25 protein-coding genes, 3 tRNA genes and 1 pseudogene are annotated in these 22,473 nt (G+C 30.5%); 10 read left to right on the top strand and 19 right to left on the bottom strand.

Going from position 1 to position 22,473, the window contains the following annotated elements:
- The 3 genes and pseudogenes from ACP5GV_RS06890 to ACP5GV_RS06880 all read right to left on the bottom strand — a co-directional run.
- Positions 1-882, bottom strand: a pseudogene (locus ACP5GV_RS06890) (ABC transporter substrate-binding protein); the annotation flags it as partial.
- Between the two features lie 350 nt (positions 883-1,232).
- Entirely contained in the window at positions 1,233-2,147 is a 915-nt protein-coding gene (locus ACP5GV_RS06885; protein WP_428089830.1) for an isoaspartyl peptidase/L-asparaginase, read from the bottom strand.
- 566 nt (positions 2,148-2,713) lie between these two features.
- Positions 2,714-2,788 (bottom strand) — tRNA-Arg (locus ACP5GV_RS06880).
- Between the two features lie 72 nt (positions 2,789-2,860).
- Between ACP5GV_RS06880 and ACP5GV_RS06875 the strand changes: the two genes are divergently transcribed.
- Together ACP5GV_RS06875 and ACP5GV_RS06870 are read left to right on the top strand one after the other, a co-directional pair.
- The gene (locus ACP5GV_RS06875; RefSeq protein WP_428103024.1) at positions 2,861-3,610 is read left to right on the top strand and encodes a TrmB family transcriptional regulator; all 750 of its coding nucleotides are present in this window, start codon (positions 2,861-2,863) and stop codon (positions 3,608-3,610) included.
- 53 nt (positions 3,611-3,663) lie between these two features.
- A complete protein-coding gene (locus ACP5GV_RS06870) occupies positions 3,664-4,125 on the top strand; it encodes a PadR family transcriptional regulator (protein ID WP_428069697.1) in 462 nt (153 codons plus the stop codon).
- A 94-nt stretch (positions 4,126-4,219) separates the two neighbouring features.
- Here the strand turns inward: ACP5GV_RS06870 and xerA are convergent, their stop codons facing one another.
- A complete protein-coding gene (gene xerA / locus ACP5GV_RS06865) occupies positions 4,220-5,146 on the bottom strand; it encodes a tyrosine-type recombinase/integrase (protein ID WP_428069695.1) in 927 nt (308 codons plus the stop codon).
- A gap of 167 nt (positions 5,147-5,313) precedes the next feature.
- Between xerA and ACP5GV_RS06860 the strand changes: the two genes are divergently transcribed.
- Both ACP5GV_RS06860 and ACP5GV_RS06855 read left to right on the top strand, forming a co-directional pair.
- On the top strand, positions 5,314-5,892 hold the full coding sequence (locus tag ACP5GV_RS06860; RefSeq protein ID WP_428103022.1) for a TFIIB-type zinc ribbon-containing protein: 579 nt from the start codon (positions 5,314-5,316) through the stop codon (positions 5,890-5,892).
- A gap of 47 nt (positions 5,893-5,939) precedes the next feature.
- A complete protein-coding gene (locus ACP5GV_RS06855) occupies positions 5,940-6,962 on the top strand; it encodes a GTPase (RefSeq protein ID WP_428103020.1) in 1,023 nt (340 codons plus the stop codon).
- Here ACP5GV_RS06855 and ACP5GV_RS06850 read toward each other — a convergent pair.
- From ACP5GV_RS06850 to ACP5GV_RS06810, 9 genes are all read right to left on the bottom strand, one after another.
- On the bottom strand, positions 6,937-8,205 hold the full coding sequence (locus tag ACP5GV_RS06850; protein ID WP_428069689.1) for a Glu/Leu/Phe/Val family dehydrogenase: 1,269 nt from the start codon (positions 8,203-8,205) through the stop codon (positions 6,937-6,939). The genes ACP5GV_RS06855 and ACP5GV_RS06850 overlap by 26 nt on opposite strands.
- A 124-nt stretch (positions 8,206-8,329) precedes the next feature.
- Entirely contained in the window at positions 8,330-8,686 is a 357-nt protein-coding gene (locus tag ACP5GV_RS06845; RefSeq protein WP_292321110.1) for a DsrE family protein, read from the bottom strand.
- Positions 8,687-8,810: 124 nt separating this feature from the next.
- Positions 8,811-9,932 (bottom strand): M24 family metallopeptidase, encoded by a 1,122-nt coding sequence (locus ACP5GV_RS06840; protein ID WP_292321112.1) that lies wholly within the window; start codon positions 9,930-9,932, stop codon positions 8,811-8,813.
- A 9-nt stretch (positions 9,933-9,941) separates the two neighbouring features.
- A complete protein-coding gene (locus ACP5GV_RS06835) occupies positions 9,942-10,130 on the bottom strand; it encodes a 50S ribosomal protein L37e (RefSeq protein ID WP_428103018.1) in 189 nt (62 codons plus the stop codon).
- Between the two features lie 5 nt (positions 10,131-10,135).
- Positions 10,136-10,375: an LSm family protein gene (locus tag ACP5GV_RS06830; protein WP_292321114.1), complete on the bottom strand. Its 240-nt coding sequence runs from the start codon at positions 10,373-10,375 to the stop codon at positions 10,136-10,138.
- Between the two features lie 82 nt (positions 10,376-10,457).
- On the bottom strand, positions 10,458-11,954 hold the full coding sequence (locus ACP5GV_RS06825) for a B12-binding domain-containing radical SAM protein (protein ID WP_428103015.1): 1,497 nt from the start codon (positions 11,952-11,954) through the stop codon (positions 10,458-10,460).
- Between the two features lie 43 nt (positions 11,955-11,997).
- On the bottom strand, positions 11,998-12,282 hold the full coding sequence (locus ACP5GV_RS06820) for a hypothetical protein (protein ID WP_428069684.1): 285 nt from the start codon (positions 12,280-12,282) through the stop codon (positions 11,998-12,000).
- Between the two features lie 79 nt (positions 12,283-12,361).
- Positions 12,362-12,817, bottom strand: coding sequence for a hypothetical protein (locus ACP5GV_RS06815; protein ID WP_428103012.1), 456 nt, complete (start codon positions 12,815-12,817; stop codon positions 12,362-12,364).
- A 228-nt stretch (positions 12,818-13,045) separates the two neighbouring features.
- Positions 13,046-13,121: transfer RNA gene (locus tag ACP5GV_RS06810), tRNA-Arg, on the bottom strand.
- A 281-nt stretch (positions 13,122-13,402) separates the two neighbouring features.
- On the opposite strand from ACP5GV_RS06810, the gene ACP5GV_RS06805 reads away from it, so the two are divergent.
- Positions 13,403-13,487: transfer RNA gene (locus ACP5GV_RS06805), tRNA-Leu, on the top strand.
- On the opposite strand, the gene ACP5GV_RS06800 is transcribed toward ACP5GV_RS06805, so the two are convergent.
- Positions 13,469-14,047, bottom strand: coding sequence for a hypothetical protein (locus tag ACP5GV_RS06800; protein WP_428103010.1), 579 nt, complete (start codon positions 14,045-14,047; stop codon positions 13,469-13,471). The genes ACP5GV_RS06805 and ACP5GV_RS06800 overlap by 19 nt on opposite strands.
- A gap of 153 nt (positions 14,048-14,200) precedes the next feature.
- On the opposite strand from ACP5GV_RS06800, the gene ACP5GV_RS06795 reads away from it, so the two are divergent.
- The 3 genes from ACP5GV_RS06795 to ACP5GV_RS06785 all read left to right on the top strand — a co-directional run bounded on the left by ACP5GV_RS06795 (position 14,201) and on the right by ACP5GV_RS06785 (position 17,006).
- The gene (locus ACP5GV_RS06795; protein WP_428103008.1) at positions 14,201-15,394 is read left to right on the top strand and encodes an NAD(P)-binding domain-containing protein; all 1,194 of its coding nucleotides are present in this window, start codon (positions 14,201-14,203) and stop codon (positions 15,392-15,394) included.
- A gap of 5 nt (positions 15,395-15,399) precedes the next feature.
- Positions 15,400-16,416 carry a porphobilinogen synthase gene (gene hemB, locus ACP5GV_RS06790; RefSeq protein WP_428103006.1) on the top strand — a complete coding sequence of 339 codons (1,017 nt, stop codon included), beginning with the start codon at positions 15,400-15,402 and terminating at the stop codon, positions 16,414-16,416.
- Between the two features lie 77 nt (positions 16,417-16,493).
- Complete coding sequence (locus ACP5GV_RS06785) at positions 16,494-17,006, top strand: DUF1947 domain-containing protein (protein ID WP_428103004.1); 513 nt, start codon at positions 16,494-16,496, stop codon at positions 17,004-17,006.
- A gap of 3 nt (positions 17,007-17,009) precedes the next feature.
- Here ACP5GV_RS06785 and ACP5GV_RS06780 read toward each other — a convergent pair whose 3' ends face one another.
- Both ACP5GV_RS06780 and ACP5GV_RS06775 read right to left on the bottom strand, forming a co-directional pair.
- Positions 17,010-17,345 (bottom strand): DNA-directed RNA polymerase subunit G, encoded by a 336-nt coding sequence (locus ACP5GV_RS06780; RefSeq protein ID WP_292319607.1) that lies wholly within the window; start codon positions 17,343-17,345, stop codon positions 17,010-17,012.
- Between the two features lie 235 nt (positions 17,346-17,580).
- On the bottom strand, positions 17,581-17,928 hold the full coding sequence (locus ACP5GV_RS06775; protein WP_428103001.1) for a Rieske (2Fe-2S) protein: 348 nt from the start codon (positions 17,926-17,928) through the stop codon (positions 17,581-17,583).
- A gap of 169 nt (positions 17,929-18,097) precedes the next feature.
- On the opposite strand from ACP5GV_RS06775, the gene secY reads away from it, so the two are divergent.
- Positions 18,098-19,462 (top strand): preprotein translocase subunit SecY, encoded by a 1,365-nt coding sequence (gene secY / locus ACP5GV_RS06770; RefSeq protein ID WP_428102999.1) that lies wholly within the window; start codon positions 18,098-18,100, stop codon positions 19,460-19,462.
- Entirely contained in the window at positions 19,462-20,079 is a 618-nt protein-coding gene (locus tag ACP5GV_RS06765; protein WP_292319610.1) for an adenylate kinase, read from the top strand. Before secY ends, ACP5GV_RS06765 begins: the two co-directional genes overlap by 1 nt.
- A 219-nt stretch (positions 20,080-20,298) precedes the next feature.
- On the opposite strand, the gene ACP5GV_RS06760 is transcribed toward ACP5GV_RS06765, so the two are convergent.
- The 3 genes from ACP5GV_RS06760 to ACP5GV_RS06750 form a co-directional block, all read right to left on the bottom strand.
- Positions 20,299-20,466, bottom strand: a complete 168-nt coding sequence (locus tag ACP5GV_RS06760) for an RNA-protein complex protein Nop10 (RefSeq protein WP_428102997.1) — start codon at positions 20,464-20,466, stop codon at positions 20,299-20,301.
- Position 20,467: 1 nt separating this feature from the next.
- A complete protein-coding gene (locus tag ACP5GV_RS06755; protein ID WP_428102995.1) occupies positions 20,468-21,274 on the bottom strand; it encodes a translation initiation factor IF-2 subunit alpha in 807 nt (268 codons plus the stop codon).
- Positions 21,275-21,395: 121 nt separating this feature from the next.
- Positions 21,396-22,340 carry a hypothetical protein gene (locus ACP5GV_RS06750; protein WP_428089841.1) on the bottom strand — a complete coding sequence of 315 codons (945 nt, stop codon included), beginning with the start codon at positions 22,338-22,340 and terminating at the stop codon, positions 21,396-21,398.
- Positions 22,341-22,473: the final 133 nt, after the last annotated feature.

The raw sequence follows: 22,473 nt of genomic DNA, 5'->3' as shown, positions 1-22,473 counted from the left end.
TGAAAATGGTAAGCTAGATGCTGATACTGCAACTGTTTGATATGTTGTATAATTATATGTTTTTCCTGATGATACGTTTTTAGTAACAACTGTTAATGATATTGCATATAGACCAGGTGAACTATATGTTACGTTAACTGGATTTATAGAAGGTTCTATATAGCTTGTATTTCCAGAGCCTGTTAAAACGACTTGCTCTGCATAACCTGTAGAGTTTATTGCCATAACTGTTTGTGTTTGTCCATTACCAAAATTCCATACATATTCATATATTGTCATGTTTTGACCTGATGGTGGCTGTAAGAAACCTCCTGATAGATAAACAGTTTCACCTGTTGTGAAAACAGGTGCTGTTGGGTTTCTTGTTATGTTAAAAGTAATTGTTGGGACTGTAACTAATGGAGCTAAGCTTTCAGGTATGCTTGGTGCAACTGTTATTTCTATTAGATTTGATAATGATGAACCTGTTAAGACTCCATTTTGATATACGTTATAGTAAACTAGGTAATGACCTGGGTAATTATATGTTACGTTAACGTATTGTGATGTTGTGTTTATTACTTTACCATTACCTGGATAAAACAATGCATATTTATTACTTGATGGAGTAAATGAAGATAATACAAAATTAATTGGTGTTCCTGCAACAGTTGCATATGTTGAGACTGCAACTGGAGATAAGGAAGAAACAGATGTTGTTGTAGAAGTGGTTGTAGAAGTGGTTGTAGAAGTGGTTGTAGAAGTGGTTGTAGAAGTGGTTGTAGAAGTGGTTACAGAGGGTTTTCTAGTTGCAACATATATTCCAGCAGCGGCTATTATTATTACAACAATAATAACACCCACTATAACTCCCTTTGAGACAGATCTATTATTCCTACTCAATACTAACCCACCTTGCTAACTAAATTATGTAAAAAGAAATGTTTATAAAAGTTCATGATAAAAAATATAGTATTTTTTCTTTAAACTAATCTATTAATCAAACAATTCTCGGCAAATAATTCATTCTTACCCACTTAAATATTAAATATTTAGCTATATTAAATTTCATATAAGTTTCAAAAGAGGGCTTATATTTTTATATAAAACAAAATAAATTTTAATATTATTGGAACTAATAAAAACAAATTATTTGTAATCCTAAAATATTATTGATAGAATTAGAAGTTTGTAACTATTACATTTAGATCAAATTTAATATTAATTAATTTAAAATACCTTTTAAATTAACATCACGGAAGCCCTCTAATAAAAATCTTTCCTTCTGTTGTAATATATCCCCATGGCATTGCTTCTGTATTAAAAACTCCACAAACCATACCTTTATAGTCTATCCCTATAATACCCACAGTATCTTTCCCAAACTTTTTATTTATTTCTTCAATTGAAAAATTCATTGAATTGATTAAATCTTCATTAGCTTCATAGTTTCGTGAAACACTATAAGAAAGAAGTGATGTTATTATTACTTCTCCAATTCCAGTTGCTGCTACAGCCATCTTTTTGTTAGCATAAAAGCCTGCACCAAAAATAGGGCTATCTCCTACTCTACCTGGTAATTTTAAGCTCACTCCACCTGTGCTAACTCCAGAAGAAAGGCAATTGTCTTTATCTATAGCAACTGCCCCAACTGTATCATAGCCAACTAATTTAGCTGCTTTAATTCTTTCAATAATAAATTTATCTTCAGCTTTCTCCTTTAATTTTTTCCATAGCTTTTTTGATCTTTCTGAAGGGCCTGGATGTTTTTCTATATTAATTCTTTTTGCAAGCTCATCAGCATATTGTCCCGCTAAAATTAAATGAGGTGTATTTTCCAAAACAAACCTAGCTAACTTTATTGGATTTTTAGGGTATGATACCGCTGCAACTGCACCTGATTTCATTGAATTACCATTCACTAACCCAGCATCCATAGTTATATTTCCTACAATATCGAGTGTACTACCTAATCCTGCATTTAGAAGATTAGAGTTTTCCATAACCTCTATAGAACTCGTCACAATATCTAAGCAGTTTCCATTTCTATATGCCTCGTAACCAGCATTTAATGAATCCTTAATTATATCAACTATTTGATTTATATCATCAACATTTTTCCATGTACCAGCTCCAGTATGTATAGCTAATATAGGCCTTTCCTTCAATTAGCTCACCATCTTCACTGCATTTATTAATATTATTAAAATTAAAAACTTTATAGCCATTTTAATTTAATGGTATTAATTATTTCATAATAAAAAATATATAAAGCTTTTAAATATAACCTATTTCTTGCTGTGAAGGACTAATTCTTGAAGTCTCAAGGATTAATTTTCTTTAATGGAAACTATTTTTATTCTTTCCTTAGGTATTTGAAAGTAAAATCACTTCAACTCTTCATGCTTAAATTTGATCTAAGGGAGAAAACTTAACCTTTTTTAATTGGTAAAAAGTAGAGGTTTACTATACTTTTCAGAAAAGCATATCCAATTTGATTGCTGATATTATCTTCTAATTTATTTTTAAGATAAATCTTAAAAGTATTGCCATTTTAAAAGACAAGGTTTGCCGCTTATTTTATCATAACTAAATATTAAATAGATTTCACTAATACTACACTTAATACTATAAATATAATATTGTTGTTTCAATCAATTATAATTAAAGAATTAAAATATACTGGGTAATATGAATTTGTAATACATATTTATATAGAATATATGACTTGGCACGGACCCGCCGGGATTTGAACCCGGGACCTCTGGCTCCGAAGGCCAGCGCTCTATCCTGGCTGAGCTGCGGGTCCATAATTTAAGTTTAGAACAATCATTATTAATGCTTTTTAATTTAATTTATTATATTTTATTTGGGATCTATTATGAGCGAAGATTTAACAGAGATTGTAAAAAAGGTTAAAGAAGTATTAAAACTCAACAAATATGAAACAAGCGCTTATGTAACGCTAATTAAACTTGGAAAATCAAAACCAGTCGATATAGCTAAAAATTCTAATATACCAGTTCAGAGAGTTTATGATGTGCTAAAGAACTTGCAGAAGAAAGGTTTAATCACTGCAAAAGAAGAAAATTTTTATGAAGTTGTCGACCCATCATCATCCTTACAAGCAATAGCTCAAAATATGATTGTTGATGCAAACATTAGAGCTAGAGAATTAGAAAGCTTAGGTAAAGCCTTGTCTAATATAACAAAAACTAAAGTTTTTGATGAAGTTAAAATAATATACGGTGTCAAAGAGACCATAGGAAATACTACAGCTATTGTCAGAAAATGCGATGAGAAACCTTTTTTCATGGTATATAAAGTACTTGACAAACTTGTTGATCTGTGGCCATTACTTTATGAAATAATATCAACAACAAGAAGCGGAGCTACATTACTAATACCATATGATACAAAAATTGAACAAAAATATATTGAAGAATCAGAAAAACATGGATTTAAAATAGTAAAAAGCAAAGCAGTATTTATGGATTTATTTGTTGGATGTAATACTGTTATAATTGGACTTCCTAGTCCTACTTACGAAGTAATAAGCATTATAATAAATAATGAAGATTTTTCCAACGCTCTCAAGAACAGAATCCAAGAAATTATAAGTAAAATTTAAAAGAATTAAATAATTATTTATTACCAGAAGATAAATAAAAAGATGTGAAAAATATGTCGTTTTGGGAATGGAGGAGAAGATATCAACCTGGATGGGCAAGAGCATGGAGGCATAGAGGATGGCTTAGACCAATGATAATATCTTTGCTTTATAAAAAACCCCTTAATGGGGTAGAGCTTATGAATGAGATAGAACTAGTTACTAATGGAGCTTGGAGACCTTCTCCTGGGAGCCTCTATCCTATAGTTAACGAACTTATCAATGAGGGCATAGTATTTAAAAACCAGGAAGGTAAGTATGAACTGACAAGCGAAGGCAGAGAATTTGCAAAAGTAACCTTGACTGCATTTTATTATTCGCCAGATCCTGAATACATTATTGAAAGAATTAATGATTTTCTAAGTTTTTTTGAAAGCTTAATTAAAGAAGATAAGAAAAATATTAAAGTAGATAAAGAAAAATTAATAATGCTTAGAAACAAAATAGATAATCTAATTAGGGAATTAGAGTTTTAAATGCTATACTATAATCATACAAAAGTTGAAAATAAGTAATTATAAAAGCTTTAAAATTATATAATTTATTTATAAAAATTTAATAATAAACAACTTATGGTCTATTGGAATAATAAGGTGTTGGAAAGCCTTGATAGTCTTGCACGAAATTTTGTTGAGCAAACAATCTATTATATTCCCTCTTAACATCATCATTTACTAAATGTAAATATAGTTGCGTAACTTTAATATCACTATGTCCCAGCAATCTTTGTAGAGCGGGTAAACTCATTCCCCTCCTCAAAGCTTCCGTTGCAAAGGTATGCCTTAATACATGAGGTCTAACTTTTTTTGGATCAATGCCTGCTCTAATGGCTAAGCTTTTTAATCTTTTGTAAACTGCTTGATATGTCAAATCAATAACATTCTTCCTCTTATCTTTATATAAAGAATAAGCTTGCAATAGAGCTTGCCTACTTAAGGGGCCGATGAAAACTATTCTTTCTTTGTTATATTTGCCTTGAACTCTTATTTGCCCAGTATTAAAATTAATGTCATCCCATGTTAAATTTAAAAGCTCTCTTACTCTTAATCCTGTTTCTGACATAACTGATATTATTAAGAGATCATCTAAATCCCTAATAGAGGAGGCAAGCCTTGTTATTTCTTCCCAACTCAATGCATTGCTGAAACTAAGCCTCTTATTTGACATTATAGGTAAATCATCATCTATGCCCAACCAATTAATAAACCTTCTAACAAATATAGAATAATAATGAAGTGTAGTTTCATAATTCTTGCCTGTTTTCTTTGACATTAATTTCTTCAGGTTAGAAAGCCAATTTAAATATAGCTCGGAGCTAATATCACTGATTTTTTTATCCTCTCCAATGTAACTTATGAAATTTTTTATTGCTACTCTATAGGATTTTATAGTAAGATGAGAAGCACCTGAAACTTCTAACTCTCGTAAAAAGAGGTTAAATGCATCATTAATATTTGATATGTTTGTTTTTACTCTAGGTATGTTTATTTTTGACAACTCTTTCCCCCTAATGCTATAGTATTTTAAAAATTCTAAAGAGAATTGCCCAGTAATACTTTTTAATTGTTTCGCTATTTTCTAATAATTTGCTCCCTCCCTTAAATTATATAGTGCAATTAAAACTTTACTTAATACTATTTATATAAAATAAAATTGTGGTAAAAATGAATGACAATATATTAAGATGTCCATATTGCAAATCATATAGATTAGCATGGAGCAATGAAACTGGTTACTTAGTTTGCCAAAATTGCGGAGCAGTTATCCAAACTTTAATTGATGATAATAGCCAATATTTTTATGAAAAAAATAAAATAAGACATCAAAAAAATAGAGAAGAAGTTTTATATTATAATGAGGATTATAATATGATCTTAGAAGATAAAATTAGGAAAGCAATAAAAAGAGGAAAAATTATTAAGACAAATTATCATGGTATATCGAGTATATCATCTATTATTGATGAAAAAGTTGATAAAATTAATGATAACAAAGATTTTAAAATTTCTTATCAAATTCTAAATGATTTTCCTGTACTTAAATCTAGAACAAAAAGAAATAAATATGCAATAGCCCTTTATGCTTTATATAGATCTTATGGCTATTCTAAAGAAAATTCAATTCTGTTAACATCAAAAGAACTTAAAATATCTAAAATAACTTTAAAAAATATAATACGTAAACACAAGGATCTCATAAATGAATATGAAATCAAAGTAAGGAAAAAACTTTTAAACAAATAAAATTAAACTTAATAAGGTAAAATTAGACTCATCTATGAGGAAGAAAATTGAAAGAAACGATTATGGATCCAGCAGGGTTTGCTAAAGAAATTCAAATACCTCTATACAATGAAATATTAGAAAAAATAAAGTCAAGGTATCAGAAAAAAGGGGGTAAAGAATACGAAAGAGAAATAATGTCTATTGAGCTCGTTTATAATGTTATAAATTCTAAAACTTTATCTGTATTAAAATTAGAAAAATTGTTAAAAAACTTGCATCATTTTTATTGGGGGCTTATTGAAGTAAATTATGATAAAAAAAAGATTTATGAATCAATAAAATGTATTAAAAAGTCTAGAACATTACTAAAAAAATTTTGGATAAATTATAGAAATGAAATCTTGGCTGCAAATAATTCGAAAGAAATGAAATCTTTATCTAGAGAAGCTAGAGGAAGAATGATATCATCTATTAAAAAATGTAGTAAATCATTAGAATATCTAAGAAACCTTGTTATAACTATGTCTTCTTTTCCTGGACTAGACCCATATAGAAAAACATTAATTGTTGCTGGACCTCCTAATGCAGGAAAATCTACGATAGTTTCAACAATCACGAACGCAAAAACAAAGATTGCTTCATATCCTTTTACAACAAAAGATATTATTATAGGCCATTTTACTCTAGATAATGGACAAGTTATCCAAGTAATTGATACACCAGGATTATTAGATAGAAATATAAATGAGATGAATGAAATAGAAAGAAAAGCTATCAGTGCATTGAAATATCTTGATGGCCTTATATTATTTTTAATGGATCCATCTAAAGAGGCGTACATGAATTTGGATAAACAAATAAACATAATAAACGATATCAAAAGTATTATATTAAATAAAAAAATTATTTTGATAATAAACAAGATAGATTTGTTAAATGAAATTGAAATAAAAGATGTAGAAAAAGCAATCAATGAATCAGCAAATAAACTAAACTTTGAAGCTTATTATAAAATAAGTGCATTAAATAAAAAAGAATTAATAGATTTGATAAATAATATAGTTAAATCCAACCTCTTAGCTTCATAGCCCTTACAACTTTATCTACTGCAATTCCGTAAGCTGCCATTCTTAAATTGTGCTTCTCGTGATCTAGTTTACTATCCCAGAACTTCCAAATCATATTCAAATTATTTTCCATTTTCTGTATTAATCTATTCTTTGCTTCATCTTCTGTAATCCATCCGCCCATTCTGTTATTTACCCATTCTATATGACTCATTATAACTCCTCCACTATTAGCAAGCGTATCAGGAACTATTACAACTCCTTTCTTTGTTAAATATTCTTCAGCTTCAGGCGATGTTGGTCCATTAGCACCTTCAACAATTAGCTTAGCTTTAACTCTTGGAGCATTTTCTTCTGTTATTACATTTTCTATTGCTGCAGGTACTAATATATCAACATTAAGCTCTAATAATTCTTGGTTACTTATTTTCTTTTCATAATTTGGATAATCCACTACGAACATACTCTTCTTTTTATCTAATACAGCTTTAATTTCATCTGCATCAAAACCCTTACTGCTATAGATACCACCTTTAACATCTGATATTGCAATTACTTTAGCCCCCATTTCATTTAAAAACTTAGCAGTATAGAATCCTACATTACCAAAACCTTGAATTGCCACAGTCCTCCCTTCTATTGAACCAAAAACCTTTTTTGCCGCTTCTCTAGCGACAGTTGCAACACCAAGACCTGTTGAAAAGATTCTAGTCTGTAAACCACCCAATTCTAAAGGTTTACCAGTTACAACCCCATAAATCTGCGCATCATACCTACTTGAATACTCATCAATGAACCAGGCCATCGTTTGTGGATTAGTATTTACATCAGGTGCTGGAACATCTCTATCAACTCCTACAAACTTGCTTATACCAGCGAAATATTTCCTTGATAGAGTTTCAAGCTCTCTAGGACTCAATTGGAAGGGATCGACTTGAATACCGCCTTTTGCACCGCCATATGGTATATCAGCTAATGAATTCTTCCAAGTCATCCACATTGCCAATGCCATTACTTCGCTTAGATTTGTTTCTGGATGATATCTAACCCCTCCCTTATAGGGACCTAATGCACTATTGTGTTGCACCCTCCAACCAGTAAATATCTTTAAGCTCCCATTATCCATTTTAACTGGTATCTTAACTTGAACTATTCTTTCTGGAGTTGCAAGCATCTCATATATTTCTTCAGAATAACCTAAGATATCGACCGCGCTTCTAAGTTGCTTCTTAGCCTCTACATAAGGATCTTTACTAATTGCCATACTTGTCACCTCATTTATAATTGTGAATACATTACTATAAAAATATTTGCAACATAAAATTAATAAAGTGTAGATTGTGTATTGTTTGTAGATGATTTTAATATTGGTGGGAAAAAATTAGAAATCATGGCTTTATATAAACATAACCATTATTTACCAATTCTATTATTTTTAGAATGCCTGATTCAACATTGTTTAGACCACTTATTAAATCATTAAACGATATACCAAGGGATCTTAACGATATATTGCATACATTAAATTTAACACCAGATCCTATAAGTTCCATTACAGTTTCATATGTATATTTATCTACATTTCCTTTTAAAAAATTAATAACACCTCTATCAGTAATAACAACCTCAACATCTATTTGTGATTGTTTTGCTGTATCTAAAACACTATATATGCTTGAAAACAAATTCTTTAATGATTCTTGATTATCATAACTTATATGCATAACTAACTTAATTCTATTCATTTGAATCCCTATTTATAAATACATTCTTAACTTTAAAAGCTAAATCCAATAAAATTCCTAATAAGTATTTTATTTTAAATAAACTATACTTATTTAATTTTTATCAGAAAATTTAATAGCATACTTAGAATAAGATTCTAGAAAACTTAGTAATTAACCTTGCTTTATTCTTAGTTATATAGACCATATCTTCGATTCTGACTCCGTATAAACCTGGATAATATATTCCAGGTTCAACTGTAACTATCATGCCCGGTTCCAATACATCTTTTGAATTTGGCCTCAAATATGGTGCTTCATGAATTTCCACTCCAACACCATGACCAAGACCGTGATTGAAATACCTTGTTATATTCTCTTTATCAAATACCAGTCTTGCAGCTTTATCAGGCTCCCATGCTTCAACTCCAGGTTTTATTATATCTATAGCATTAGATTGAGCATCAGCAACTATCTCAATTAATTTTTTATAATCTTTTCCACCTTCGCCATACCACAAAGATCTTGTCATGTCACTCAAATATCCATTCATATTAGCTCCGAAATCAATTAATACAGGCCCTGGTTTCTGTAATCTTACATTTCCCGGATTGTAATGAGGAAGCGCAGTATTTTCATAAAAACCAACTATAGTTGGAAAAGCTTCTGCCCATGCACCTTGGCTCATTAACGATGAATAGAAAGCTGCTTCAACATCATTTTCAGTTGGATTATTGTCTAAAATATCAAGAGCTTGTCTTAGAGCTTTTTCTGATGCATCTATAGAAGCAATTATATGCTCTACTTCCCAGTCATCTTTAATTTCTCTTAACTTAATTATATCATTGCTAACGTCTTGAACCTTAATTTCATCGCTTAAATACTTTCCTACAGTATAATTTGACCATAATAAATCGGATGATATTTTATTTCCACATTGTGTAGAAATGCCCTTTATAGCTTCTAACAAACCACCTTCTATTAAATCTGATTTTGATATTGGAGGCTCTGTACCTTTTTCCCCTGGCCTGTAAAAGGCTTTTAATGAAATATCTTTTGGCGCTCTATTAAGCATCCTAAAGTAATCAAGTGTTGAAGTAAGCAAATAATCTTGGCATTTATTTGAGATTATCAATACTTCTGTTGGATCTCTAATGCCCGTTGCATATGTGATATTTTCTTTACCTGTCAAAATTAGTACGTCCAAATTATTCTTTTCAAGTATAGCCTTTAATTTTTCTCTATTCTTATCCCATCTAGCTTCCAAAACTTACACCTAGACAATTCTTACTCTGTTAACCTTTTTATTTTGCCAGCTATATTTTCTCATTCTTTTACTCTTACCGAATCCACATGCGGCACAATAACCTTTTGCTACATTAAAAGATCTTCTACCACATCTTCTACATACAATATGAGTTTTTCCTTTATTATGTAATCCCATTGAAGGAGTTCCTTTTGTCATAAAAATCACCCTGCAGGACTAACTGCTATTACATTATCTCCTCTTAAAAGCACTAATCCCAATGGCCTTGAATTCTTTCCTTCAAGCTCTTCTGCCTTGTCTAATATAAGGTTTAAATGCTGATCATAGCTAGTTAATATACCTTTAACCTCTCTATTTCCTTTCATTTTTACCAATACGCTCGAATTTAAATAATCTCCTATTACTTTGAACGTGTTGGATTGCAAATGCGAATTTTCTGACATGATTTTCTCCTCCTAGCTATTAGACACAACCAGATTATTTAAAATCTTCCTTTTTATTTTTTTAATAAACCAAGAGCATCTATTAAAATAAACCAATTCTTTTACGAAACATTAAAAATCTTTCCCTTAAGAATTTATTATCAATAAATCCTTTAATATGGTCCCATGGAAATGGCTCATTTCTTTCCTTAAAAGCTATGCTAGATAATCCTTTCTTCATTATATTTCTCCAATTTACTTTATTGTTTCCATTTACTGAAACCTCAATTAAGTACTTTAGTACATCTCTATCAGATAATGCTATAGAGCCTTGAATTATTGCTAGATATGGGTCATAGGTAGTGAAGTCCTCATAATAAGAATTTTTCTTTATATAATTAATCTTTTCATCCATTTTATCTTCATTCTCCATAGGTAACCATTGAAGGGGAGTTCTTGGCTTTATTATTAAAGGATTAACGCTCAAATGCATCTTTTTAATTCCAACCATTTTTACAAGTTTTGTTAAATTAGCAATACTTTTCAAATCTTCCTCTTTTTCTCCTGGAATCGATGTTATAAAATACAATTTTAGATTCAGGTTATATTTTGCAGCAATTTTAGCTGTATTTATTATTTCTTCATCAGAAATTTCTTTTCCTAATGCATATCTAACTCTTTCAGAATTTTCTGGCGCTATAGTCAAAGTTAGTTGGCCCAAATCTGATAATAATCCTATTGTTTCATCATCAAGTAATTCAGCTCTTAGTGAAGGCAATGATATTTTTAAATTCTTATTTTTAGCCTCCCTTAGGATATACTTGAATTTAGGATGAGAATTTATTGTGAGACCTATAAGAGATACTTTCTCATTATATTTTTTATTTAATTCTTCAATTTCGTTTATAATTTCTTCTTCCTTTCTGAATCTCGTTGGCTTTGAAATGTAGCTTTCCATACAAAAGGTGCAATTGAAAGGACATCCTCTCATTACTTCAACTCCTAATGTAAATATGGTCTCTTTAGTTAGAATTCTTTTAGTGGAAGAATCAAAATTATTTGAATATGCAACCTCTACTTCATGTTTTCCCAAACTGGGAACATATAAGCCACGACCTGGCTCAATTTTTTCGTTATAAAATATGTCAACCAATTTTCTCCATACAGCTTCTAGATCCCCAATAATCTCTATATCGGCAATATCAGCTATAGGTTCTGGGTTTGCAGTTATAGTAGGTCCTCCAATTATAATTTTAGGCTTATTTCTTTTACTTGAAATAATCTCTATATTACTACCTATTAAAGCCTTTATTATGTTGACATAATCTAATTCGTAATGAACAGGTATTATAATATAATCAAAATCTTTCAAAGGCATTCCATTTTCAAAGCTTCTTAACGGCACTGGTTTTCCATATAGATGTGGCATAAAAAATCTTTCCAAATAAATATCTTCAATTTCACTAATCAGAAAATATATTTTATGAAATATTAGAGATGACATAGCAACACTATAAATTGAGGGATAAAATAACGCTACTTTTATCATACTTTTTCTATATTTTTTATTAATTAATCCTTTTTCTACTATTTCCTGCATTTCAAACTCCTACCATATGATGTAAAAATATAGTTTATAGGAACTAAAATGCTCCATATATTTCCTCTCTAACATCAGGATCTACATAAGCACCTATGTAAACCTTGTATCCCTTATGGTTAAGTATTTTTGCTTCTTCACCAAAAACTCTGGTTTTAATCTCAGGAACCCAATAAAACTCGTTGTTTTTTAACTTTATACCTTCGAAGAATTCGCAAGAATCATCATCTACAGTTAACTTTCCGAATTTAATACAAAGTCCTATGAAAGGATATTGAACGTGTGGCCTCCAGTTTGCACATAAACTACAAATATTTGACTTACTCATTTTTATCTCCTTGTCTTCTTCTTTGCTTACTCACGATTTATACCTTTTTTATATAAGATGCTTAATATAAAAATTTGAACTATTGATGTATAGCTGATTGCAAAGCCATTTCACGATTAAATTTCCTTATTTGGTACCATGCAACTATCATTAATATTCCAGGTATTATAAAAATTATTGTTATTAGGCCAACGATTATTTCTATTATACCTATAGCTAAAGCTGGACCTGAGGCCTTCTCAGGTAGATTATGGGATAACGGCATATATACAAAGGGAATTCCAAGTAATCCGAGAATTAAAAATACTATACCGTAGCCATATAAAACGTTTGATAGAAAGCCTTTCAAACCAGTTCCTGTTAAATTTATTGCTGGAAAACTACTATAAGCTTTAGTTAAGTTTGTGAAATAGCTTGAAGGCAATGTATTAATTACATAACCTGCGTATAAAATAATCAATGCAAATAAGATAGCTACTATTATAGAAACTATAACAATTCCCTTTCCTGGAACTGCTTTAGTACTTGATTGCATACTATCATCCCTTTAATTTAATATAAATGAAGTTATTTATAAATGCATGAAAACTTCATATTAATAAATCTTATGCCTATTTATTAACAAAAATATGAAATTCATGAAGCAAGACATATAAATAATTTGTTATTGTTAACTCCCCAGTTAACAAACATTTCAAACTCATTCTACATATGCACCAAAAAGGCACATAAATTCTAAATTTATTTTATAATAATGATTTCACGGACCCGGGGGGATTTGAACCCCCGACCTTCGGCTCCGCAGGCCGACGCCCTAATCCTGGCTAGGCTACGGGTCCACATCCTATCTAAATTAATTTAATTAAAGATTAAAAACAAAACCTTTTAATCTGATTGCATGAGACCAATCCAAAATAAATATCTAAACCGCCCCTCACAGACCCGTTGATCATCATGCACTTATCTCAGAAATAGCGAGCGTCTGTCATAGGGGCTATTTTATTTCATTGTTTTTTGCAGTATAATATTTTTTGCTTTTTATGCATTATAGCAAATTACCACTTTAAAACAAAGATCAATTATAAATTATATATGAGATGATTGCATATTAATTAAATGCGCGGGGGTGCCCGAGCCTGGCCAAAGGGGACGGGCTCAGAACCCGTTGGCGTAGGCCTGCGTGGGTTCAAACCCCACCCCCCGCATCCCTTATACTCTTAATCCATTTAACTAAGTCTTCTTTTATTACACTTAATATATCTTCTAAGACAAAATTCGATTTACAATTTTTATAATAACTAAGCGCTTTTTCAGAAATTTTACCTTTCATTAATGTTAATGCAATAAAGCAATCGTGGCATTCTTCACAATTCGAATAGCTTTCTATGCCTAATTCGTTTTTTATTGCTTGCCTAATCTTATCTAAATCTTCTTCCTGAAGCTCTACATACCTTTTAGCATTCCAATATAAAAAGCAAACATCTTTACATTTTTTATCGCTTAAATATTTTTTCAAATTTACATATATCATCTCTAAGGGTATTTTTATATATTTAGCATTGTAATGATCTGCTATTTCTTTTATACTCTCATTATGTCCTCCTCTAAAAGGTATCAAGGAAATTATTATTTCATTATCTTTTGGTATTAACTCATTAATTTTAGAAACTGGAATTATAGTTGCTTCTATATTATTTTCTTTCATTAATTTTAGAAACTTTTCTGCTTCATTTTCATTTCCTGGATCGTGATATATTATTATCATTAGCTACCACCTAATAAATAAAATAATTTTTCAAAAATAAAACTAAAGCTTGTTTTTATAAGCGAACGTATATAAATGTATATATTAAAATAAATTTTTTATATAAAATGCGCTTAATGTTAGATGATTGTTAAAGTCTTGTAGGTGCATGTGATGAATAACCAAGAATACGACATAAATAATTTAAAGCTTTATTCAATAACATACAAAGATTCTTGCTTCTACGATTTAGTAAAGCTCGGTGAAATTAAAGAAAAAATTTATAATAACATATTCAATATAGTAAAAGGGTTAGTGATACTCTCAACATGCAATAGATTTGAAATATATGTAGATTCAACAAATGAAGATGTTCTACTAGATGAGTTAAATCAAAGCCTAGGTATTTATACTAAATACCTTCATAAATATTCGGGAATAGAATCTGCAATACATTTATTTAGAGTATCTTCGGGAATAGAATCTGCAATTATAGGAGAAACTGAAGTATTATCTCAAGTTAAAAACGCATGGGAAGAGTCAAAAAATATGGGTTATTCAAGCAGATTGCTTGATTCAGTCTTCCATCAATCAATAATAGTTGGTAAAAGGGTTAGAAACGAAACCGATATATCAAAGGGAGTTCTGGGATATCCCCAAGCTTCAGTGGAATTTGGATCAAAAATCTTAGGCACTCTTGATAATAAAAAAATAGCAGTAATTGGAGCAGGCAATGCTGCCAAAATAATGATTGATCATATATGCTCAAAATATAATCCCAAATTAATTACAATAGCCAATAGAACTAAGGAAAAAGCAAAGATGCTAATAAATAATAGGTGCAATTTTGAAATTGAGGATCTTAATTCAATAGTTAACAAAAAATATGATATTGTTTTGATTGCAATTAAAGGAGGGCCTTTTGACTTTTTAAAAGAATTATTAAACAACAATAATTTAATTATAGACATTTCCACACCTAATGCTTTAGAAAGCGATACAGTCTATAATTTAGAAAGCGTAGAAAAGATAGTAAAAGAAAACTTTACTCATAGGATGAGCCAAATACCTCTTGTAGAAAAAATAATAGAAGAGGAAACAGGAAAGTTAATTGACTATTTGAGAAAAAGGTATATCGATGAAAGTATCTCAGAAATAATGAAGTATATAGATTCTATTATTAAAAATGAAATAGAACAAACTAAGAAAAATATAAATAAAGGAATGAATTTAGATGATGCTCTGAGAATAGCATTCGAAAGCTTTACCAAAAAATCTATGAGGCCTATATTTAATTTAATGCATGATTCGTACAAAGGTGATATATCAGAATTAATAATAGAATATTATAAGAGAAATATGAGGTGATATATTTGGCCTCGTTCCCAAGAATAAGACCAAGGAGATTAAGATCAATAAGATATTTAAGAGACCTAATTTCTGAGACCTATCTAGATACATCAAAGCTAATACTTCCAGTATTTGTTAATGAGTCTATAGATAAACCTATAGAAACCCCAGGACTAGAGGGACACCTAACTTATCCTCCAGATTCAAACTATTTTGTAAACTATATAAATGAAGCAATTAATTTGGGCATTCACTCATTTTTGATTTTTGGTATACCAAAAATTAAGAATGAGGATGGTATAAGAGCATATGCTCCAGACGGACCAGTTCAGGTGGCTATTAGAAATATAAGAAGAGAAATTGGATGGGATCCAATAATCTTCACTGATCTATGTATATGTGAATATACAACTCATGGCCATTGTGGTATCCCCTTAAATTCCAAAAGAGGTAGCATTATAGATAATGACTCTACATTAAAAGTTTATCAAAAAATAGCAATCTCCCAGGCGCAAGCAGGATCAGATTTCATCTCTCCATCGGGTATGATGGACGGTCAAGTAAAAGCAATTAGAGAAGCATTGGATGAAACAGGTTTTAGCGATGTTGGCATAATGGCTTATTCAGCTAAATATGCAAGCTCTATGTATGGCCCGTTTAGAGAAGCTGTTGATTCTGCTCCAAGATTTGGTAATAGAAAAAGCTATCAAATGGATCCAAGAAATGCAAAAGAGGCTTTAAAAGAAGTAAGGCTTGATATAGAAGAGGGCGCTGACATAATAATGGTTAAGCCTGCCCTTCTCTATTTAGATGTTATACAACTTGTTAAGCAATATTATCCAGAAATACCTTTAGCAGCATATAATGTAAGCGGGGAATATGCTATGATAAGAAGCGCTGTTAAAAATGGCTTATTAGATGAAGTACAATCTATCATAGAGCCTCTAATATCTATAAAAAGGGCTGGGGCTGATATGATTATAACTTATTTTGCACTAGATGCTGCAAAGATTATCAAATCTGGAAAAGAAATATTCTAATTTATTCTAATCTTGCTTTGAATTTTTCATAAAATTTTAAACATTACCTTACAAACAAAATAATGGGGGATATTAAATTGTCAGAAAAAATTAGAATTACTAAAAGACACCCTTTATCGAAAAAAGAAGTAAAAGAATTAAAAGAAGTAATAATTAGAGAGTTTCCAAAAATTCCCATGCAATGGGAGAAAGTAGAGATAGCAAGCTATGAAAACATAGATATTTACTTAGATAATGGAATTCCATGCGTTGTAAAGGCAAATGGATTAATGTTTCCTACTTTACTTTGTTTGATAAAGAGAGGTTATCAATGGATTAATGGAGTTATTATAGATAGAGGGGCAACAAACGCTGTATCAAGAGGGGCTGATTTGATGCTACCCGGGATTAAATCTGTAAAAGGAGAATTTAATGAAAATTCGATAATAGCATCATTTGACCAAGAAAAAGAAGTTCCTGTAATGGTAGGCAAAACATTATACTCTAGCAAAAAAATTGAAGAGCTTATAGGTCAAAAATCTAAAGGCAAAGCTATTGAAAATCTACATTATGCAGGAGATTTAATATGGAAAATTTCCGTTACTTTATGAGAACTAAATTTTCCTTAAACATAGATAATATTTAGTATTTTCATCTAAACCTATAGGCGGATCGAATTGAAATATAATACCCCACAAAGAGAGAATTGTAATTTTTGATTCATTTTCTGGTTTTACCAAATATCCATGTCCACAAAAATCATATACATCTATATTTTCAGGTTTGTTCTTATCTACAATTATCTCAAGTCTATCTCCTTCAGAAAGTTTCAATATATCTCCTACTAAGTCGAAATTTATTTGCTGTTTTTCGTTAGATGCTGTAACTATTTTAGCGTTTTGTAATTTACTTTGTGTTATGCTTTTAACCTCTGCCTCTATATTGACCATTTTCTTAACCCCTTTCTAAGTTCTGCAAGAAAATTAGATAAAAATAAAAGTATTTAAATCATTCTTTTTATGTGCCCTTAGCTAAATTACCTAAAGAAGTAACTAAATTCACACCTTAATACATGTTTTAGTGTTATGAAAGGTTCGTAATTAATTATAAGAATTTTATTTATTATTAATTTATATTATATCTATAAAGAACAAATCTTTTTTATAATATCAATTATTATTATATTTAAAAATCTATCTCTACAAACCCTTCATTATTTATCGTAACTTTATATGTTTTTAAAGGAGTCTTTGAGTCTGTTTTGAATTCGCATGGTACCTCTGGTTTTATTTGAGGAGGTGCTATCATTTCCCCATTCAAAACATTAAATTTAGCTCCATGTAATGGGCATGTTGCAATATTATCAGTAACGTCTGTAAGCAACCCACAACCCATATGTGAACAAACGGCGTCCATACCATATAATGAGTTGTTGTATTTCACAATTAATATCGGTTTATCCTCAACCATAACGACAGCAGAATTCCTTTTTTCAAAAACTTTCCCTATTACAGATATTTTTCTGAAGGTCACTTTTTACACCTCATAAAATTTATATTTAGTTTTCCTTTATATATCTATACTACTAATAATTTATCATTACTTTTTGATACTATAATTGGCATTATAATTTACCAAACAGAAAGAGCTTAAATATACCCTTTTCCCAGAAAATCCTAGATAAAGCTAGTGGTGCAAAAACTTGGGTGTCTTGGATATCCTGGCAAGTTGGTCAAGCTACTTACCTACAATGAAGAAACCGAAACAAAAGCTAACTCTATACAGAAAACTTGCTTGGACTGGCATAATATTGGCAATTTATTTAATTATGGCTAATATTCCATTATATGGCGTCCCAACGCAAGCCTTAACAAGTACAATATCCTTACAAAACATCATATTTGCAAGTAGTGCTGGGACACTAATGCAATTAGGTATAGGTCCTATAGTTACTTCAGGCTTAATATTAGAGGTTCTAGCAGGAGCGAAGATAATTGATATAGATCTTTCAAATCCTGATGATCAGCTTAAATTTACAGGAGCTATGAAAACTCTAGCTGTTTTCTTGGCAATTATTGAAAGCGTCGTAGTAATGCTTAGCGGAGAATTATTCCCAGTAGGTTATAGCCCATCAATATTTATAAAAATATTGATAGTTATTCAACTTACACTTGCTTCGTATCTAGTAATATTAATGGACGAGGCATTACAAAAAGGATGGGGACTTGGTAGCGCAATAAGCTTATTCATACTAGCCGGAGTTGCACAAACTGTTGTATGGGATATGTTCGGCTTTATACCTCATATAGCTATGGACTTCGGCGTTATTCCAGCTTTAATTATAGATAGAAATTTACTGATATTTGCAAGGCCAAACGGTTTTCCAGATTTAACTGGTCTACTATCCACATTTGCAATAATAATTTTACTTGTTTACCTAAATGGTATGAGAGTTGAAATACCTGTAACTTCATCTAGGTTAAGAGGTATTAGAAGTAGGATACCTCTCCAGTTTATATATGTTACCAACATACCTATCTTATTATTAGCAATATTAGTTGCAGATTTACAATTATTTGAAACACCTTTAGAAAGATTCTTAGGATTAAATTCTATTATTTACAAAGGTTATGCAGGCCTTGTCTATTATTTATCGCCGCCGAACGGTATTATTAGTGCATCAATAAACCCGTTAAAAACAATTGTTTTTGCAATAACTTGGCTAGTCTTATCGATCTTATTTGGATATCTTTGGGTAGAAGTTGCAGGACTTAATCCTAGCAGTCAAGCAGAACAGCTAATATCAGGAGGATTAGAAATTCCTGGAATGAGAAGAAATCCAAAAATTCTTGAATCAGTTTTGTCTAAATATATTTACCCATTAACTGTTTTAAGCAGCTTAATTGTGGGAGCTATTGCTATAGTTGCGGCAATATTTGGCTCGTTTGGAACAGGGGCAGGAATACTTTTAGCAGTAGGAATTATATACCAGTACTATTCCATGATTAGTTACGAAAGGGCGCTTGAGGCATACCCGTTAATTAAAAGAATTATGGGTGAAAAATAATGAGCTATTTAAGGAACAAGTTCAAAGTAATAATTGTAACAGGCGTTCCTGGTGTAGGAAAAACCACGGTCTTGTCTCTTTTACAAGAAAAAGCCAAAAAATTGAATTTAAAGATAAAAGTTGTTAATTTTGGAACTTTTATGCTCGAAACTGCTATTAAAGAGAAACTGGTAAATAATAGAGATGAGATGAGGCATTTAAGTCTAAGAAAACAACTCGAACTACAGCAATTAGCAGCAAAAAGAATAATTGAAGAGTCCCTTAAGGAATTGAATGAAGAAGAATTCTTATTAATAGATACTCATGCTATAGTTAAGACTTCTTCAGGATACTTACCAGGACTTCCAAAGCATGTGTTAGATGAGTTAAAACCTGACATGATTGCTGTAATTGAAGCTGATGCTAATGAAATTTATAATAGACAAACAAAGGATACTTCTAGAAACAGATCTGACTTTGGAACTGTAAGAGATATTGAAAAATTAATGGAATATGCAAGGTCTGCATCATTTGCGAGTGCAGTGCATTATGCATCAACCGTATCGATAGTTGTAAATAAAGAAAACAAAGCTGATGAAGCAGCCGAACAATTAATACAATATTTGCAAAAACTTTAGCCAAATAGGGAGCTAAAGTATGTAGAGTCTTTATTACTTACTAAATATTATGTTTTAGTTAGAACTTCCTTAGTCAATTAATGATATAAGTATAGAATCGATTTCTACCTATAATATTTAGAGAAAGGTAGAGAAATAGAATCTGTAAATGGTTTAATCCTTAAGAACTTAAGTAATCCTGCTAATTATAAGAAAAGCAAGTCTTAAAACTCATAATTTTTAACATTTTATTTCATATTTTAATTTGTATCTATATTCAACGTATTTATCGCTTGGAGAATATTTAGGAGGATGGGGCACTTTTAAAGGACCACCGCAATACGGACATTTATCTTGATTTAAGGTATATTTTTTACAATTAACACATTTTCTCATGAGCCATCTCATTTTATTGCCCCTTAATTCTCTCAAACGAATAAGTTACTTTTAATTCCTTAGCCATTTTCTCTGCCTTTGAATTTAACTTATCCAGAACATTCTCTAATGTTTTGTAATCAGGCCCTATTAAGTCCATCCTATATTTTGGAGAACCTATAGTATATATTTTTATATCAATACCTTCATGCTTCTTACCCTCATCCTTAATATCGAGAAGTATTTTCTTTATTTTATCTATACCATCTGGATCCATAGATTTTAAATTCACATATGCACTAATTTGAACATGTTTAATTTCAACATATTTTTTAGCATAATCCAACAAAACATCATGCCATTCTGCTGGTACTTTAGCTCTCCTTAAGGCTTCCTTACCTTCTAAACTCGCGTTTTCAAGCCCAGCCATAGCATCTCCAAAATAATCTTCTAATCTCCAAATGACTTCTTTATAGGCCTCATCTTCAGACTTATTAATTTGTTTTGCTGCCATCAAAATCAAATTTATTGCCTTTAAGGTTCTTTTCCAATACATCATTTTTCTTTTTCTCTCATTATCATTTACTCTTTTAAGACTAACATCAACTTGGCCTTTATTTCTATAAACCCTAATAACTTTAACTGCTAATTTTTGATTTTCTTTAATAACATCATTAATATTTTTTAATGCTCTTGTAGCAACTTCACTCCATGGCAAAAAAGCTCTTAAATCATTATATTCATCTATAACCATATAAGCTCCAAAATCATGAACTTCTTTTATTGTACCAACTACTATTTCTCCTACGTCAGGCAAGTCTCTCCTATTTTTTAGTGCCAAATTCATCCCCAGTTTTCTTTTATCCTGATATTATGGATTTAAAAGAGTTTAAATATTATTTTTATAACAACATTTTTATTTTTAATATATTATACATAACAAATAAAAAAAGTAATAAAAATTATATTTTTAATAATTTAAAAGTTATATATAGAATCGCAAAAAGAAAAACTACAATAAGTGAGATTCCTATTGCCAATATTTCTCCTATACCGCTGGAAATCATGTAAACCAATAAGCCACATACTCCTAAGATAATACCAGTTAATCCTAAACCAAGAAGTATTTTTGAAGCTATCTGTGATACGTCTTTATCTTCCATAATGGCAATTACAGAAGCAATTATACCTGCTAATATTGGCATTAAGAAAAATGCCAATACCAAATGACCTCTCATAAATAAATCATCGTAAATAAATCCAGGACCTCCTGTTGGTGGAGTTCCATTCACTCCAAATCCAAAAAAAGCTTCGTTAAGCTCTATTGGATATCCAACACCTATTAAAACAAATATTGTGGCAAGCCATGTTGATATTTCTAGGATTGATAAGTATCTTTTAGTTGATACCATTGAAGATAAAACTCCTGAACCTATTAGACCTACAGCTATTATTAAAGCACCCCATCCAATTATCCCAGTCTGTGAATCATCAAATGCAATACCATTAACCCCTTGGGGACCAAATGACCCGATAGTAGGAATAACATATGTACCGTAGGATGATATTATATAAATCGTAGTCATGGATATAACTCCAAATATAGCAACTATCATACCCACATCTATTATTCTTTTAGAAATTCCCTTATATGAATTATAATTTAGAGAAATTCCAAAAACAGCCACAATTGCTGCTCCCAATGCTGGAAGCATTTCATGTGAATGCGATGTTACAACATTACTTAAAAATGTTGAAGCTCCTCCCCAATCGTTAATAAGTCTCATAAAAAATCCAGGTGCTCCTAAAAAGTTCAAGTACTCCCCCCATGCTGCAGTTAGGCCCATTATACCTGCTATTAATGATGATGCTGTTGCTACAACTAGAAGTGAATAGGCACTCCACATGTTCTTAAATATATTTTTTGTATTAACATTTAAAAAAGGAAAAATAATTAAACCAATCAATAAAGCTATAGCAAGTAATAAAATCCAAACGTCTCTTAAACCCTGTATGGCATTGTTAATAGATATTGTTCAA

Origin of the sequence: Caldisphaera sp. (genome assembly GCF_049974385.1) — an archaeon.
Classification (GTDB): domain Archaea; phylum Thermoproteota; class Thermoprotei_A; order Sulfolobales; family Acidilobaceae; genus Caldisphaera.
The sequence above is the reverse complement of the archived record's forward strand: the minus strand, read 5'-3'. Positions and strand labels throughout refer to the sequence as shown.